At 45.7% G+C, this 16,125-nt stretch carries 14 protein-coding genes; 11 read left to right on the top strand and 3 right to left on the bottom strand.

Annotated elements, in window-relative coordinates:
• Positions 1-16: 16 nt before the first annotated feature.
• Positions 17-256 carry a hypothetical protein gene (locus tag LOZ80_RS27215; protein ID WP_238167601.1) on the top strand — a complete coding sequence of 80 codons (240 nt, stop codon included), beginning with the start codon at positions 17-19 and terminating at the stop codon, positions 254-256.
• Between the two features lie 1,354 nt (positions 257-1,610).
• On the opposite strand, the gene LOZ80_RS27210 is transcribed toward LOZ80_RS27215, so the two are convergent.
• The gene (locus tag LOZ80_RS27210; RefSeq protein ID WP_238167600.1) at positions 1,611-2,681 is read right to left on the bottom strand and encodes a GntR family transcriptional regulator; all 1,071 of its coding nucleotides are present in this window, start codon (positions 2,679-2,681) and stop codon (positions 1,611-1,613) included.
• A gap of 231 nt (positions 2,682-2,912) precedes the next feature.
• Between LOZ80_RS27210 and LOZ80_RS27205 the strand changes: the two genes are divergently transcribed.
• From LOZ80_RS27205 to rarD, 4 genes are all read left to right on the top strand, one after another.
• Positions 2,913-3,611 (top strand): pirin family protein, encoded by a 699-nt coding sequence (locus LOZ80_RS27205; RefSeq protein WP_238167599.1) that lies wholly within the window; start codon positions 2,913-2,915, stop codon positions 3,609-3,611.
• 26 nt (positions 3,612-3,637) lie between these two features.
• Positions 3,638-3,970, top strand: a complete 333-nt coding sequence (locus LOZ80_RS27200; protein ID WP_238167598.1) for a hypothetical protein — start codon at positions 3,638-3,640, stop codon at positions 3,968-3,970.
• 73 nt (positions 3,971-4,043) lie between these two features.
• Positions 4,044-5,132 (top strand): nitric oxide synthase oxygenase, encoded by a 1,089-nt coding sequence (locus tag LOZ80_RS27195; RefSeq protein WP_238167597.1) that lies wholly within the window; start codon positions 4,044-4,046, stop codon positions 5,130-5,132.
• A 311-nt stretch (positions 5,133-5,443) separates the two neighbouring features.
• Positions 5,444-6,325, top strand: coding sequence for an EamA family transporter RarD (gene rarD / locus LOZ80_RS27190; protein WP_238167596.1), 882 nt, complete (start codon positions 5,444-5,446; stop codon positions 6,323-6,325).
• 61 nt (positions 6,326-6,386) lie between these two features.
• On the opposite strand, the gene LOZ80_RS27185 is transcribed toward rarD, so the two are convergent.
• The gene (locus LOZ80_RS27185; RefSeq protein WP_238167595.1) at positions 6,387-7,280 is read right to left on the bottom strand and encodes a LysR family transcriptional regulator; all 894 of its coding nucleotides are present in this window, start codon (positions 7,278-7,280) and stop codon (positions 6,387-6,389) included.
• Between the two features lie 135 nt (positions 7,281-7,415).
• Here LOZ80_RS27185 and LOZ80_RS27180 point away from each other — a divergent pair, with 135 nt between their 5' ends.
• Both LOZ80_RS27180 and apgM read left to right on the top strand, forming a co-directional pair.
• A complete protein-coding gene (locus LOZ80_RS27180) occupies positions 7,416-8,903 on the top strand; it encodes an SLC13 family permease (protein WP_238167594.1) in 1,488 nt (495 codons plus the stop codon).
• An 18-nt stretch (positions 8,904-8,921) separates the two neighbouring features.
• A complete protein-coding gene (gene apgM, locus LOZ80_RS27175) occupies positions 8,922-10,160 on the top strand; it encodes a 2,3-bisphosphoglycerate-independent phosphoglycerate mutase (protein ID WP_238167593.1) in 1,239 nt (412 codons plus the stop codon).
• 140 nt (positions 10,161-10,300) lie between these two features.
• On the opposite strand, the gene LOZ80_RS27170 is transcribed toward apgM, so the two are convergent.
• Positions 10,301-11,017, bottom strand: coding sequence for a stalk domain-containing protein (locus LOZ80_RS27170; protein WP_238167592.1), 717 nt, complete (start codon positions 11,015-11,017; stop codon positions 10,301-10,303).
• Positions 11,018-11,681: 664 nt separating this feature from the next.
• Between LOZ80_RS27170 and LOZ80_RS27165 the strand changes: the two genes are divergently transcribed.
• The 4 genes from LOZ80_RS27165 to LOZ80_RS27150 all read left to right on the top strand — a co-directional run bounded on the left by LOZ80_RS27165 (position 11,682) and on the right by LOZ80_RS27150 (position 16,114).
• A complete protein-coding gene (locus tag LOZ80_RS27165; protein WP_189010677.1) occupies positions 11,682-12,548 on the top strand; it encodes a MurR/RpiR family transcriptional regulator in 867 nt (288 codons plus the stop codon).
• A 177-nt stretch (positions 12,549-12,725) separates the two neighbouring features.
• Positions 12,726-13,640, top strand: a complete 915-nt coding sequence (gene murQ, locus LOZ80_RS27160; protein ID WP_238167591.1) for an N-acetylmuramic acid 6-phosphate etherase — start codon at positions 12,726-12,728, stop codon at positions 13,638-13,640.
• 46 nt (positions 13,641-13,686) lie between these two features.
• Entirely contained in the window at positions 13,687-15,120 is a 1,434-nt protein-coding gene (locus tag LOZ80_RS27155; RefSeq protein ID WP_238167590.1) for an ABC transporter substrate-binding protein, read from the top strand.
• Positions 15,121-15,211: 91 nt separating this feature from the next.
• Positions 15,212-16,114, top strand: a complete 903-nt coding sequence (locus LOZ80_RS27150) for a carbohydrate ABC transporter permease (protein WP_238167589.1) — start codon at positions 15,212-15,214, stop codon at positions 16,112-16,114.
• The last annotated feature ends 11 nt before the right edge of the window (positions 16,115-16,125 follow it).

Here is a 16,125-nt window from a genome sequence, read left to right as displayed (position 1 = left end):
TGGACGGACGCTGGAGGTGGGTGCCTGGGCGAAGCTGGAGGCTGATGTCTGGGCGAAAGCTGGAGGCTGGTGTCTGGGCGAAGCTGGAAGCGAGTGTCTGGACGAAAGCTGGAGGTGGGTGCCTGGGCGAAGCTGGAGGCTGGTGTCTGGGCGAAAGCTGGAGGCTGGTGTCTGGGCGAAAGCTGGAGGCGAGTGTCTGGGCAACCCCCTGGAGGCAGATGCCTTTTGCATGAGCAACGTCTCAAAGGGATCGTAGATGCGTTATTTTGGCGGGAATCGCGCAAAATGGCGCTTCTGCGGAACGTGGTTCCGCTGTTTCACAGTACTAATCCCAAACCCCTGCTTACCCGGTCATTCCAACTCTCATCCTACTTCTGCTGCTCATTGCACCACTAAGTAATCAAGTACTTCATTGGATATTTCCAATGAAATCAGCTTGAAAACGGTTGAAATCAACCTTTGATTGGATTAGTCCAATGGTTTCGGCTCTCAAGGGCCAATTTGGAGATTTACATTGGAAATATCCAATGTAATCGGGATTTTGATTGTGAAATAGAGGATTTCATTGGATATTTCCAATGAAACTGCCTATCTGATAGCGCAGCTTCCGCTATTTCACTGTTCTACGCCTAGAAAAGGGCGGTTTGTGCGAAATAGCGAATCGACGATCCGCTGGTGTGCTAGGAGCGGCGATTTGTCACAAATAGCGAATCGACGATTCCCCTGGCTGTTCCTCTCGCCTAAAACCCTGCTTACTCGGACATTCCAACTCTCATCCTACTTCTGCTGCTCATTGCACCACTAAGTAATCAAGTACTTCATTGGATATATCCAATGAAACCAGCTTGAAGACGGTTGAAATCAACCTTTGATTGGATTAGTCCAATGGTTTCGGCTCTCAAGGGCCAATTTGGAGATTTACATTGGAAATATCCAATGTAATCGGGATTTTGATTGTGAAATAGAGGATTTCATTGGATATATCCAATGAAACTGCCATCTGATAGCGCAGCTTCCGCTATTTCACTGTTCTACGCCCAGAAAAGGGCGGTTTGTGCGAAATAGCGAATCTACGATCCGCTGGTGTGCTAGGAGCGGCGATTTGTCACAAATAGCGAATCGACGATTCCCTTGCTGTTCCTCCCACCCAAAACCCTGCTTACTCGGACATTCCAACTCTCATCCTACTTCTGCTGCTCATTGCACCACTAAGTAATCAAGTACTTCATTGGATATATCCAATGAAACCAGCTTGAAGACGGTTGAAATCAACCTTTGATTGGATTAGTCCAATGGTTTCGGCTCTCAAGGGCCAATTTGGAGATTTACATTGGAAATATCCAATGTAATCGGGATTTTGATTGTGAAATAGAGGGTTTCATTGGATATTTCCAATGAAACTGCCATCTGACGGCGCAGCTTCCGCAAGCGCGGAATAGGGTGACTCTACTCATAAACGTGCTGCCATACACAGATGCACTATCGCAGCATAGACGTACTTTCAAGTATAAAGACGTGCTATCGCACACAATTGCGCTATCGCAACGGCAAAAGAGCTGTCCCGTAACTAGGGGCAGCCCTTTTGCTGTTCTCGCTGTGAGCCAAGTCCCTCAAACATGGATCCACTGCACGGGGATCTCGACACGCTGTGGAGCATGCTGTCCACCAAGCTGCTCGAGCAGCAGCTTGACGGCGGAGAGGGCCATTTGCTCTTCATCCTGCAAAACATGCGAGATTCCCGGGATTTCCGGATCATCGAAGGAAACCAGCTCGATGTGAGGGTTTAATCCCTCCTCTTGATGCAGGGCAAGATGGGTATGCCGTGCCATCTCTGCGGTCAGAGCGAAAATAGCTGTGATGTTAGGCTGCTGACGCAGGAATTTGACAATATGCGCATAGGTATCGCCAGTTCGAAGGGTGCGGATAGGAATGTGGCACCATAAGCTTTTATCAATCAGCATGTTGCCGTCGATATAAGCCTTCTCAAAGCCATGCGTGCGATCCTCAATCGTCGTGTTTGTATTGTCGGGTGAGATAAGCGCAATTTGCTGATGCCCCTCGCTTAGCAGGTTGGTAACTGTCTCGTACGCGCCGCCCCAATTATCGGAGGTAATCCGGTAAGTATCGATATTCCGCAAGTAGCGGTCGATAAAGACGAACGGATATTTATCTAGGGATAAACGCAGCAGCGATTCATTATAGCTTTCATCCTCCGTAGGAAAAACGATGATGCCGCGGACACCATGCGTCTGGGTCAATTCTTGAACAGAGCGGGACTCTTCCGATGACGATTCACGGGTAATATGCAGCACAAGCTGGCATCCGGCTTCTTTGACGTAATATTCGATGCGGTCGACAAGTTGCTGAATGACTTTGGTTTTTATTGTAGGGATTATCAGACCTATGTAGGTAGGCGAATTGGATGCGATATTGCGACTGTTCGGATCAACAATGAATGAGGAAGGCGATGCCGATACGAAGGTTCCTTTGCCTTGAATACGAGTGACAAGCCCTTCATCTAGCAAGATGGCGAGTGCAGTTTTGACGGTTGTTTTGCTAACCATAAACTGATCCATAAATTCCTGCTCGGAAGGAACGCGGTCTTTGGGACGGAGTTCTCCGGCTAGAATTTTATCTTTAATGGATTGGTAGATTTGTTTATAAAGAGGAACTTTGCTCATGCGTATCACCTGATTCATCTAAGTCTTAGGTTTTTATTGTCTCAGTAATGATGCAAAAACTTATTATGCTATTATCCCTAATATTTCATGCGATTATCTTGAAAGCATGGCGCGTGCGGCGGATTAGAGGCTTTTGTGTGGTCCCGGACATGAATCTGCCATCGTTCTGACATGGAAGTGGGTTAGCGGATTGTGTTAAGCTAAGAGTACTTTATAAAGGAGGCGATTGCTGTGATACAAGTATTCCCGGCGCATACGCGCAACTCAACCGATTTGGGTTGGTTGAAAAGCCATAAGAATTTCTCGTTTGGCGATTATTTTGATGAGGAGAACGTGGGATTCGGGGTTATGCGTGTATGCAATGATGACGATATTGCTGCAGGACGGGGATTTGGCCCTCATCCGCATAGCGATATGGAGATTGTCAGCATCGTGCTCAGCGGAGCGATTAAACATGAGGACAGCCTAGGGCATGTTGCGGTCACTGCGGCGAACGGCGTTCAGCGAATGTCAGCGGGCAGCGGCGTCATTCATGCCGAGTACAATGCATCGGAAACGGAGCCTATGAGTCTGTTCCAACTGTGGTTTATGCCTGAGAAACGGGGGATGGAGCCCTCCTTTGAAAATGTGACGTACGAGCCTGAGGCCATGATCAATACGCTGCTGCCCGTAGTTACGCCTGAAGGTGGCGAGCACGTCGCCAAGATTCACCAAGATATGAGCATTTATCTTAGCAAGCTGGATGCCGGGAAAGAGCTTATTTTCAACCAAGGAGAGAATCGCCGCATTTTCCTCATGGTCATCAGCGGTAAGCTTGCAGCCAATGAGACTGTGTTGGAAACGAAAGATAGCGCGCGTATGCAAGCAGAATCATCTGTCGCTATTCGTGGTCTGGAAGACACGCATTTCATGTTAATTGATCTGCCCTAATCGATCGAAGAAGGAGGCTGGGAGTAATGAAGGAAGTCTTTTTGGTGAAGCATGCGGTAGGCGGTCGAGCCTTTATCGATACAGGTAAACATCCAGTTCCCTATGTGTGGAATAAAATCGACGATCACTGGGTTTTTACCGTACAAATAGCGCAAGAAGAGGACATTGCTGAGCTTTTGAAATGGAAAAATGAGCTCAATGTGTTTGTTTTTCAAGAAACCGAGAATGAACCTACGAAGAAAATTTGGTTTTATGCCGGGGATGATTCGGTGCATTATTCTGCAGAAAAGGGCGAGCTGACGATTGTAGCTACTTCACAAATCATCTACGTACCTGAGCAATTCAGCGCCCAATTGTAATTACACAAATAGGAAGCAGCAGGGGCTAGGATTCTGCGAGAGCTTCCATGGCTAATGGATAGGAGTCCTACGAATGAAAGTTCAGGATCAACTACTGGAGAAAGCTGTCCCGTTTATACAAGAATGCTATGCCGAATTGGGCAAAAGCGAAGCTGAAATCACTGCCCGTCTCGCTGAGATAACGGAGGCGATCCACCACCAAGGTCGTTATGAGCAAACCCTGCAAGAACTTGAGCATGGGGCCAAAATGGCTTGGCGAAACAGCAATCGCTGCATTGGGCGATTGTTCTGGGAAACGCTCAAGGTTCAGGATGCACGCCACGTTGAGACCGAAGAACAGATGGCTGAAGCGCTTCTAACACACATTGATTTCGCTACGAATGGCGGTAAGATTCGCCCGGTAACGACCATTTTTCCGCCTGCGGATGGCAAGGGAGAAGTGTTTCGAATCTGGAATGAGCAGCTAATTCGCTACGCGTGCTATGAAACAGAGGAAGGCTTGGTTGGCGACCCAGCCTCACTGGCTCTGACGAAACAATGCCAGGCTCTTGGCTGGCAGGGAGCGGGAACACCCTATGATGTGCTGCCGCACGTCGTTCAAATCGGCGATAGAACGCCCAGATGGTTCGAAGTGCCAAACAGCCTAATTATGGAAGTAGCTATTACGCATCCAGAGATAGAGGCTTTTGAGCAGCTGAAACTGCAATGGTACGCTGTGCCTATTGTGTCCAGCATGCGTTTGGAGATTGGCGGCATCTCTTATCCGGCTGCGCCATTCAACGGTTGGTACATGGGGACAGAGATCGGAGCCCGTAATTTCGCTGACGAAGCCAGATACAATATGCTGCCTAAGGTCGCTGCCATTATGGGACTGGATACAAGACGCGATGCTTCTTTGTGGAAAGATCGCGCACTGGTGGAGCTGAACGTAGCTGTTCTGCACTCCTATCAGAAACGAGGCGTGGCGATCGTGGATCATCATACCGCAGCAAAGCAGTTCCAACGCTTCGAGGATAATGAAAAGAAGACAGGCCGCGAGGTAACGGGCGACTGGACTTGGTTGATTCCGCCGCTTTCGCCGGCTACGACGCATATCTTTCATCATGGCTATAGCAATGAAGTGAAGCTGCCTAATTTCTTCTACCGGACGGAGTCCGGATAATCAGCACAATATTGTAGAGCTAACCTAGCTGCTGGGCTAAGTTAGCTCTATTTCCATGTGCAAGTAGAAACCACGATGCGCTATTTATGACATAATGGGCGATTTGAAGAGATAATCGGAGTAATCGTGAATCGTTACTCCATCAATGAGCGAAATAGCGTATATTTGTCCAAAATAACGTATCGACGTTCTTTTTGGTGTGTGTTACCCTAAGGTGATGATGGGGTTCTTCGCTTTGCTGCGATGAAATTGACCGGCGGATAAAATTGTGAATCTATCCGTTTGTACCGAATAGAAAAGAGGATTTTGCTATGAAAAAAGGTCTTTGGTACGCCATTCTTGCCTATACGGCTTGGGGCTTACTGCCGTTATATTGGAAATCGTTTGAAACGCTGCTAGCGGGTGAAATCCTGTCTCACCGTGTGGTTTGGTCATTTGTTTTCATGGCTGTTTTCCTCCTGATAGGACGCGGGCGATGGCCAGAGATTCGCAAAATGCTGACAAACGGCAAAGTCCTGCTCCTTGTAGGGGCAAGCGGGCTGCTGATCAGCTCGAATTGGCTCATCTTCATCTGGGCAGTCAATAATGGACATGTGATCGAGACCAGCTTGGGCTACTATATTACGCCGCTGTTCAATGTTATGCTGGGTGTTCTTTTTCTGCGTGAAAAACCAAGCGGCAGTCAATGGCTTGCTGTTGCATTGGCAGGCGCAGGCGTGCTGCTCGCAACGATTGACTACGGCCGATTCCCATGGATTTCAGTCACGCTAGCGACTACCTTCGGCCTATACAGCCTTGTGAAAAAGAGAGTTTCCTACGACGCGTCAATCGGCCTTGCAGGGGAAACGGCCGTTGTTTTCCCAATAGCCTTGGTGTACGTGATTTACTTACATCTGACACATCATGACTCGGCTTGGTCGCTGCCGCCGCTTTCATTAGCTCTTTTATTACTATCGGGTGTGGCAACCGCCTTGCCGTTATTATGGTTTGCCAAAGCGGCTGTTCGACTCCCGCTTTCCATGCTTGGATTCATTCAATATATTGGTCCTTCGATCACCCTGATGCTCAGCATCTTCGTATTCAAAGAAAATTTCTCCCCGATGCTGCTCATCAGTTTTGCCTTGATTTGGACGGCGCTAGTTGTCTACGCAATGGCATCAGTGAAAGTGGCGAGAACTTCTGTAGCCAAATAAATCCCAAAAGAAGAACTGACAGTCTAAGCTGCAGTTCTTCTTCTTTTTATATTCCCCCCTGCTATAGATTAGCTTGATTCAACAAAGGCAGGAACTTGTTGGCCGCAGGCGAGAAATGTTTATTGCGCGGATAGACATAGCTGATTCCGCGAAGGAATTGGATGCCTTGGACAGGAACCTTAACGAGTAAGCCGTGCTTGAGTTCTTGTTGGATGGCAAAGTTAGAGACAATAGAAACGCCGAGATTATGAATGACGCCTTGCTTGATGCCTTCCAAGTTACTGATTTCCATATAATGCGGGGGTGTAAAGCCATGCTCTTGGAATTGATCTTCCAGGTAGACGCGCGTGGCGGATTTATTCGGTTTTAAAATGAATGTTTCGTTGGTCAAATCTGCTAGGGTACATGTCTTCTGCTTAGCCAGCTTGTGATCGGGGTTCACGATGAGAACGAGTTCGTCCTGATAAAAGGTAGTTCGCTGATAACGCGTTTCATCTATCCGTACACGATCTGACAGAATTAACAAATCTACTTTATTCGTCTCCAGCATGTGAATGAGATGATTGGAAGATGTGATATTCATATTAATTTTAATATGGGGGAATGACGTCGTGTATTCTCGCAGCATGCGCGGGAGCAGGTAAACACCGACAAAATTGCTGGCTCCTATGGATAAAGTTCCAAAAGATAGATCCTCGAGCTGGCGGATATGATCCTTGGCCGAGGCAAGTAAGTTGATGATTTGTTCCGCGTAGGGTTTGAAATGTTCGCCTTGTTTGGTTAAGTACAGTTTTTTGCCGATTCTGTCGAACAAGGGAACACCCAGATCATCTTCCATGCGTTGAATCTGCATACTGACAGACGGCTGGGAGCAATAGAGCAGTTCAGCTGCTTCAGTAAAATTAAGGCATTCTGAGAGTGTTAGAAAGGTTTGCAGTTTATTAACGTTCATCATGTACCTCGCTAGTATAGAGTGATACTTATTACTATAACAAAATATTATGATTATTAGAAATAAATCAAATTGTTTTATAGTATTGCTTTAGCTAAAATGAAAGCGAATACATTATAAGTTTGAGGAGAATGATCGATGACCAATATCCTGACGACCCCAGAAAAGGATGGAAAGGAGCCGCAACTCCCCAAGAAGAGCAAAGCGGAAGACATCATGAAAAAGTGGGGAATTCCGCTTGCCGCCGTGGTGGGGCTGTTGCTTTTCTTCATGCCTACGCCAGAAGGTTTGAGCGCAGAAGCGCAAAAAGCTATCGCCATCTTTACAGCGTCGCTAATCCTCTGGATAACTACACCGATTCCGATTTATTTAACATCCATCATGGCGATATTGCTGCTTCCACTAGTTGGAGCTGTGAAAGATCAGGAAGTGGCCTTCGGAACATTAGGCTTTGACGTTATTTGGTTAATGGTAGCTGCATTTATTCTTACTTCCGCCATGATGAAATCTAATTTAGGCAGAAGATTCGCCTTATGGATGGTTACGAGTTTTGGGAAAACACCCACAAGAACGCTGCTCGTCCTTATTATTATTAATTTTGTACTGGCTTTCTTCGTCCCATCGACAACGGCAAGAGCAACGCTAATGGTGCCTATTTGCTTAATATTGCTTGAAGTCTACCGAGCAATGCCCGGCAGCAGCAATCTGGGGAAAGTTATGATGCTGCAAGGCGTCCAGGCAGACGCGATCGCGACATCCGGCGTTATGACAGCCACATCCGGCAATATCATTGCCGTCGGTTTTATCAACGAACAAGCGGGCGGGCACATCGGCTATATTGATTGGCTGCTGGCTTCTATGCCTACGGCGATCATCACGATGGGTCTGACCTTCTTCATTGGGTTAAAGCTATTTTCCATCAAAGGGGAATCCAACTTCCAGCATGCTATGGGGACGCTGAAAGATGAATTGAAGAAGCTGGGTTCTTTTTCACTGAATGAAAAGAAGGCGTTAATCATTTTTGTTTGTACGGTCATTCTTTGGGCGACGGGTGATTATCAAAAAGGATGGTTTGGTTTTGCGATCAGCACTGAACAGACTGCAGTTCTTGCGGCACTCTTTTGCCTGCTGCCTAGAGTTGGGGTGCTGACATGGAAAGAAGCGAACATCAAATGGGAATTGATGATATTCGCCGCAGGCGCTTACGCGGTTGGCAATGCACTCGATAAATCCAAAGGCGCGGAATGGATGATCAAGAATGTTGTCAGTTTCCTGGGACTAGAACATATGAGTCATGCCTTGGTTTATGTGGTGGTCGTGTTCCTCAGTATGTACAGCCATCTCATTTTTACGAGTAAAACGGTGCGCGTGACGATCTTGATCCCGGCGTTCATCGCGCTAGCCAAATCACTGGGCATGGATCCTGTGCCTCTTGCTTTAGCAGCAGCTATGACAATGACGTACACGATTACGCTTCCTCCGCATTCCAAAGTAAACACCATCTATTTCGGAACAGGCTATTTCTCTGTCTTGGATCAAGTGAAATATGCCATTGTGACTTGTTTTATCGGTGCTAGTGTTATCAGCTTATCTATTTTCACCTGGTTTAAATTGCTGGGATTATAAACATATATGGAGGAGACCATGCTTAGAAGAAAAGTAATTGTGGCTATAGCTGACGGATTAGGTGATCGACCTCACCCTCTATTAGGTCAGCGAACACCACTCGAGTATGCCGCAACGCCCAATCTTGATCGGTTAGCGGCAGAAGGCACAACGGGGATGATGGATTTAATTGCTCCTGGCATTCCAGTGGGGACGGACATGGGACATCTGATATTATTTGGCTACCAGCCGCATCACTATCCAGGACGTGGGCCGATCGAGGCATTGGGTATTGGGATGGCAGTTAAAGCGGGGGATGTCGTGCTTCGCTGTAATTTTGCCACCGTGGACGAGAACGGGATTGTTGTGGATCGCCGTGCAGACCGCATACGAGAGGGAACGGATGAATTAGCTGACGCCATTAATGGGATGAGTATCGACGGCGTTGAAATTTATTATCGAGCAGCTACCGAACATCGCGCAGTGCTCATTCTTCGGGGAGACGGATTGAGTGATCAAATTAGTGATTCTGATCCCAAAGCGCCCAATGACGGCGTGGCCTTTCATCCGATACAAGCGCTTGATCATACGAAGGAGGCTGAGCGAACAGCGGCTGTCTTGAATCGCTTCCTTCAGAAGGCTCACGATATATTGTCGAACCATCCGGTAAATGTGCGGCGTCAGAAACAGGATCAGAATCCCGCTAATTTCATCTTGACCCGAGGGGCTGGGCAATTGGCTGATCTTGACCCCATTGTCAAACAACTATCGATCCGAGGGAGCTGCATTGCCGGTGAAAGCACCGTTTTGGGCGTGGCTCAACTCGCTGGGTTTAAGACGGTGACGGCACCGAGCATGACGGGGAACATCGATACGAATATTGAATTAAAAGCCCAAAGGACACTGGAAGAAATGACCGAGAATGATATGGTCTACGTTCATATGAAAGCGCCGGATGTAAAAGGCCATGATAACGAACCTTTCGAGAAGGCAAGAGCGATTGAGCTGTTCGACCGGATGGTAGGGCTCATTGCAGATAAGCTGCCGGAAGATACGTATCTGGCTCTTGCGGCGGATCACTCCACGCCTTGTGAGATAGGTGAGCACACAGGTGACCCCGTGCCGATTCTTATTTATGGGCCAAGTATCCGTAGAGATCGCAATACAAAGTACAATGAGATGGATTGCGCCTATGGCGGGCTTGGACGTTTATCCGGCGCAGATTTCGTCAGAACGCTGCATGGGTTAATGGGTGTTGTGAAAAAGCAAGGCAACTAGATCGCCAAAATAGGCTGTCTCTCCAAGATTGGAAACTGGAGAGAGGCCTATTTTGGCGCTAATAGCCATCTGCCGCGTCGTCTTAGTAACGAAATACTGTTGGGCAGTATGATATTCTTCGACTATGGGAGCATGAGTAGTTATTTTACTAATAATTTAATCTCATTCTTAAGAATGTTAGTTTGGTTATTTGTTTTATATTTTAAATGGGCACTAATTTTATAACTACCCGGAGTAAGTAACCAGGGGTGTTTATTTTCAATCTCTAAATTATTCTGTTTGCTTTTCTGAGTATTGTATTCCTCAACCAGAGCAAGGGGGAATGTCGTACGAAGCTGATCTCCCTCATTCCAAACTTCTTTAATAAGAATTTGATTTGTTCCAGAGGAAATTTCAAAACCTTCACTATCTGAAAGTGAATAAGTAATTAACGGCTCTCCATGCGTTATTGTTAGGGAGTTACTACCCATATAGTTTAAAGTACTCCAGAGATATATGGGTTCATCAGAACTATATTCAAGGTTCTTAGAGTAGCTTGCCATTTCAAAAAAGTTATCTTTATCTTTTGAGTTTATCATGGATTTAACATTATCCTGATCAAAAGTATGAATATTTATTTTTGGATAAGAATCGTTATATTCCACCTTTGCACCCATATATTCCGCAAAGAACCTTAATGGAACATATGCTGATCCTTCATAATTTATTGTTGCATAATTTTTTGAATAATTAATTTCATTCTGATTAACTGAAACACTAACTGGAAATAGATATGCTTTTATTTCATTAGACGCGTATACAGAAACAGATGAAGCAATTAATAATCCAGCACTTAAACCTAAAATATATTTACGCATTATTGTATCAACTCCCTTTTATTGTAATAATATTAGACAGAAGATATAAGAAAATGTTTCTAGTTTTCCCAATTAAATTAATGGGGTACCGCCAGCAAAACGCGGATTTACAACCTTAAGGAGTTTTGGGATCAAAATAACCGATTTTCTCCACGCTAATTGAGGTATCGCCATCAAATAGAAAAACGTACGCTAAGTTTCCTGCCAACTGCCCTGCACAGGGAACTACAGTCCGCTATTCTAGCAAAAAGTAGCATTCTCGCGAGCCAGAGGGAACTACAGTACGTTATTTTGCTGTTTCTGGGGAAATCCGGCGCTTTAAGTGGAAATAAGACCCTGTAGTTCCGCTATGAACCTCGCATCCCTACTTTTTGCCTAAATAGCGTCCTGGAGTTCCCTTTGCCTAGGTTTTGTTGCCATTAAGCCTAATTTGGGGCTGCTTTTCAGTCATTTTGTGCAGGAGCAATCCTTCGCCACAACACCATTGGAACATCATTAAATCGGAATTAAATTTTATGTTGATATTTATATTTCGAAATAAAAATTCACTAAATTAGATGTCAATTTTAGTCATTTTTAGATATTCATCTTGTTTTTTTGAGCAATTCTTCGTATGATGAAAGGGAATTCAGCTCGGATACTTTAGGATGAGTAGGGAAACCAAATGTCAATTAATGATAATATTTTGATTAAAATTCGAGATATGAAGGACAGTTTAACACCGGTTGAGAAGCTGGTAGCCGAATATATACTGGAGAATCTGGATGATATTCCGCATCTTTCTATCAAAAGCCTGGCACAACTGACGAAGACCAGTGACGCATCTGTGCTGCGTTTCTGCAAAACGATGGGGTACAAAGGGTACCGCAATTTTATTGTCAGTATTTCGGCTTCGCTCGGATCGATGGATGAGGAACAGAAGGATCAGTATACCGATATACAGCCCGGGGATGATTTATCCACGATCATTTCCAATATTTCCCGGAATAACAGCAAATCCATTGAAGATACACTAAGTGTCATCGATAAAAATGAAATCGCGCGTGCCGTCAGAGTGCTCTGTGACAGCAATCGCATTGTGTTTTTTGGCATCGGCGCGTCAGGTTTGGTCGGGATTGATGCGGAGCAGAAATTTTCCCGAATTAACAAGATGTGCCATACCTATACGGATGGACACAGTCAGCTTACGGCAGCAACACTCCTGGGAAAAAGCGATGTAGCGATTTTCATTTCCAATTCCGGCAGCACGATTGAAATTCTGGATGCGCTAGAAATTGCCAAAAAGAATGGCGCTTGTATTATTGCCATTACCAAATATAACAAAAGCGAGTTGGCCGACAAGGCGAATATTGTATTAAGCATTTCGACGCCTGAAGTTACGATTAGAAGCGGGGCGATGGGCTCGCGAATCGCGATGTTAACGGTGATCGACATCCTTTTTGCCGGGGTGGCCAGCAGTGAATACAAACATGTGAAGAAATATTTGTCCAAAACGCACGATATTATAGCAAGCAGCAAACATCGCAAATAAATGACAAAGACAACGATTTAGCTCCCTTAGGTCGTTGTCTTTTTTTGTTGTAAAATAAAATAAAAAATCAAAAGTTTATTGTAAAATAAAATAAAATTTCAAAAACTATTGACCCTGATGAAACTTTTCGTTAGTATAAATTTATGAAATTCAAAAAAACAGGACAGGAGGATGGCTATGGATGAGTATCTGTCAGGATTGACTACGGAAGAGATTAATGAGCAAACGCTGATGATAGATGAAGGTACAACGGAACAGATGCTTCGTTTGATGAATGAACAAGACGCGAGGGTGCCGGGCGCTGTAGCTGCGGAGATACCGCAGATTATGAAAGCGGTCGACATTTTGCATCGCGTTCTCAAGAACGGTGGCAGAATGTTTTACGTAGGAGCAGGATCGTCTGGCAGACTCGGTGTGCTCGATGCTTCTGAATGTCCACCTACGTTTGGGATTGATCCCATGCTGGTGCAAGGTCATATTGCCGGTGGCGATGGGGCGCTTCGAACAGCAGTGGAAGGCTTTGAAGATAATGCAGAAGAGGGGATCGCACTGATAGAACGGTGCGGCGTGACAAACAAAGATGCTGTAGTTGGAATTACAGCCAGCGGGAGTGCACAGTTCGTGATTGCTGCTTTGAACAAAGCGAAGGAACTGGGAGCTGCAACCATCGGCGTTGTGAATAACAAGCATTCCAAGTTAGAGTCTGTCTGTGAGGTATGTATTGCTCCTGTGGTGGGGCCGGAAGTGATTATGGGATCTACCCGTTTGAAAGCGGGGACAGCACAGAAGCTGGTTCTCAATATGCTGACGACTTGTACGATGGTGAAGCTTGGCAAAACGTACAACAACCTTATGGTTGACATGAAGGCAAGCAACATCAAATTGTATGATCGGTCCGTGCGTATTATCAAAATAGCGACAGGCGTAGACGACAGCCAAGCGATTGCCTATTTGGAGAAAGCGTCGATGAATTGTAAACTAGCTATTATGATGATCAAAACCGGCATGGATGCCGCGGAAGCAGGGCAAGCCTTAGAACAGTGTGATGGTAGTTTGAAAAAAGCAATAAGTACCTTTATCAAAGTTGTATAAATAACGCAATATAAAAAAGGTTCCTAAACTGGGAGGTTAGCTTTTTATGAAAAGAAAAATGCATGTATTAGCATCCGTCGTCGCTTTAACCATGGCCCTAACGGCTTGTGGGGGTAAAACTGAAAGCAATACAGCCGGCACTTCCACGCCAGCCGCATCTGCAAGCACGTCAACGGCCAAAGATACCATTACCGCATTGCTTCCACCGGTTTCACCTAACTACCAGAAGACTTTCGAACAAATTGCCAAGGATTTCAATGCTGCGAACCCGAACCTGACGCTGAAGATCGAACCAGCAAGCTGGGAAGATATGACGCAGAAGCTGGATACGCAAGTGAATGCTGGCAGCCCTCCGGATATTGCTTTCATCGGTTCTGAAGGCATCTCCAAATATGTGCAGCAAGGCATGGTACTTGATATCACCGATACAGCGACCAAAGAAATGGTTGCTGACTACGACAAGGCGCCGCTTGAATATATGAAGAACGGCAAAGGCCTCTACGGCTTCCCGGCTTATATGGAAGTGCACGCCCTGGGCGGTAACAAAGCGTATTTGGAAAAAGCGGGTATCGACTGGAAGAAAGTTCAACAAAACGGTTGGACATTCGAGGAGTTCCGTGAAGCGATCAAAAAAGGTGTTATTAAAGAGAATGGTCAAACGAGCACATACGGCTTTGTATTCGCTACCAAAGGTGTTGCTGCCAAAGATTATTTAGGTATTATGGCCAAAAATGCAGGTATGCCAGCTCCGTTTGATAAAGATTTGAAATATGCATACACAAGCAAAAACTATTTGGGATTGCTCAAAAATCTTCGTCAGTTAATTGATGACGGCTCCATGCCCAAAGAGCTTAGCTCTGTTGATGCAGGAAAACGCTGGAATATGTTCTTGACGGGTCAAACGATGATTACGGGTAAAGGTTTGGCAACGTTCGAGAATTCAGCGAAAGCAAACAACGCCAAAATTACAGCGAATGACGGCAGTGCTGTCAAAGGCAGTATTCCTGTCGATTACATCGTATTGCCAGCTCCAACGTTCCAAGGAGCTAAACCTTCATCCAGCACAGTCGTAGACGGCTATGTGACTTTCCGCGGCAAAAAAGAACCAACAGCTGAGCACAAAGCGAATGTCGTCAAAGCGGCTTACTTCTTAGCTAGCGGCAAAGTTGCAGCAACGACGAACAATGATTTGTTCGCAGCGCACATTACACAAAGCGGTAAAAAAGCAGCTGAAAGCATGAAAATTGATCGCAGTGCAGACAATGTCATTGCTGTTGACAATATGCTTAAAAATGCAACACCAGCTCGTCCTGATATCCCGAGTGACCTTGGGGCTAAAGCAATTAAACTAGAAACAGAAGTTATCGTACCTAAATTCCAAGGCTTAATTGCTGGTGAGATTACGGCAGAAGCGATGTACGAAGCTGTTAAAACAGCGGCCATTGCCGCGTTTGGTGACAACGGAATTGTGAAAGACTAATCTAGGTACCAACCCTTCGGATAGTCGCGTATCGAAAGTGCGACTATCCGAACTATTTTAACATGAGTTTTCTGAAAGGGGGTTTGACAGTATGGCTAATATCGCCGGATCGATAAAAAGAAGGAGAATCAAAGGAGAAGGAGCCTGGGGGTACGCTTTCATTGCTGTAGCATTGGTGGCCTTTGCCATGTTTACCGCTTACCCGGTTGTCAGCGCCTTTATGATTAGTTTGCAGGAGTATAAGCCGCTAGGTTCCACCTACGTTGGTTTGGACAATTATACGAATTCATTGAAAGATGCTTTATTTTGGAAAGCAATGGGCAATACGCTCCTATATACCGTTCTTACCGTTCCTGTGAATCTACTTTTATCCATGGCAATCGCTATATTGATTCTGCCGCTCAGGAAGAAAACGCAGTCCTTCTTCAAAGCCGTTTACTACTTGCCAGTCGTTGCTTCTGGCGTCGCGTTATCCGTCGTATGGCTATGGATCTTCGATCCAATGGAAGGCGGAATTTTTAATCAGCTGATTCGATTCTTCGGCTTCAGCAATCAAAACTGGCTGGGTTCAAGCAGCACGGCTATGTTCTCTTTGGTTCTCATGTCCTGGCTATCCAGTCACGGTACCAGCATTATTATCTACCTAGCGGGATTATTGGGGATAGATGATGCGTATTACGAGGCGGCAGAGCTCGATGGAGCCAATTTCTTTCAGAAAATTCGCTATATCGTAATTCCTGCCTTGAAACCAGCTACGCTGTTTCTGTTAGTAACGGGTGTCATCGCTTCCTTCCAAGTGTTCCAGAACGCTTATCTGATGACAGGTGGCGGGCCCAACAATGCCACCACGATGGTTGGCTTGCTGATTTTCAACAATGCTTTCACCTATTTCGAATTCGGTAAAGCAGCCGCGCAATCACTCATACTAGCGGTTATCATCGCAGGAATTTCGGTTATTCAGTTTAAATATGCCGGCAAAGACGTCGAGTATTAAGAAGGGGGGAT

The organism is Paenibacillus sp. HWE-109, assembly GCF_022163125.1.
Taxonomy (GTDB): Bacteria; Bacillota; Bacilli; order Paenibacillales; family NBRC-103111; genus Paenibacillus_E.
The sequence above is the reverse complement of the archived record's forward strand: the minus strand, read 5'-3'. Positions and strand labels throughout refer to the sequence as shown.

What these genes read in the sequence shown, in the direction of transcription:
- LOZ80_RS27210 (WP_238167600.1), bottom strand. Translation starts at nt 2,681, where the DNA reads ATGAGCAAAGTTCCTCTTTATAAACAAATCTACCAATCCATTAAAGAT.
- LOZ80_RS27200 (WP_238167598.1), top strand. Translation starts at nt 3,638, where the DNA reads ATGAAGGAAGTCTTTTTGGTGAAGCATGCGGTAGGCGGTCGAGCCTTT.
- LOZ80_RS27195 (WP_238167597.1), top strand. Translation starts at nt 4,044, where the DNA reads ATGAAAGTTCAGGATCAACTACTGGAGAAAGCTGTCCCGTTTATACAA.
- rarD (WP_238167596.1), top strand. Translation starts at nt 5,444, where the DNA reads ATGAAAAAAGGTCTTTGGTACGCCATTCTTGCCTATACGGCTTGGGGC.
- LOZ80_RS27185 (WP_238167595.1), bottom strand. Translation starts at nt 7,280, where the DNA reads ATGATGAACGTTAATAAACTGCAAACCTTTCTAACACTCTCAGAATGC.
- LOZ80_RS27180 (WP_238167594.1), top strand. Translation starts at nt 7,416, where the DNA reads ATGACCAATATCCTGACGACCCCAGAAAAGGATGGAAAGGAGCCGCAA.
- apgM (WP_238167593.1), top strand. Translation starts at nt 8,922, where the DNA reads ATGCTTAGAAGAAAAGTAATTGTGGCTATAGCTGACGGATTAGGTGAT.
- LOZ80_RS27170 (WP_238167592.1), bottom strand. Translation starts at nt 11,017, where the DNA reads ATGCGTAAATATATTTTAGGTTTAAGTGCTGGATTATTAATTGCTTCA.
- LOZ80_RS27165 (WP_189010677.1), top strand. Translation starts at nt 11,682, where the DNA reads ATGTCAATTAATGATAATATTTTGATTAAAATTCGAGATATGAAGGAC.
- murQ (WP_238167591.1), top strand. Translation starts at nt 12,726, where the DNA reads ATGGATGAGTATCTGTCAGGATTGACTACGGAAGAGATTAATGAGCAA.
- LOZ80_RS27155 (WP_238167590.1), top strand. Translation starts at nt 13,687, where the DNA reads ATGAAAAGAAAAATGCATGTATTAGCATCCGTCGTCGCTTTAACCATG.
- LOZ80_RS27150 (WP_238167589.1), top strand. Translation starts at nt 15,212, where the DNA reads ATGGCTAATATCGCCGGATCGATAAAAAGAAGGAGAATCAAAGGAGAA.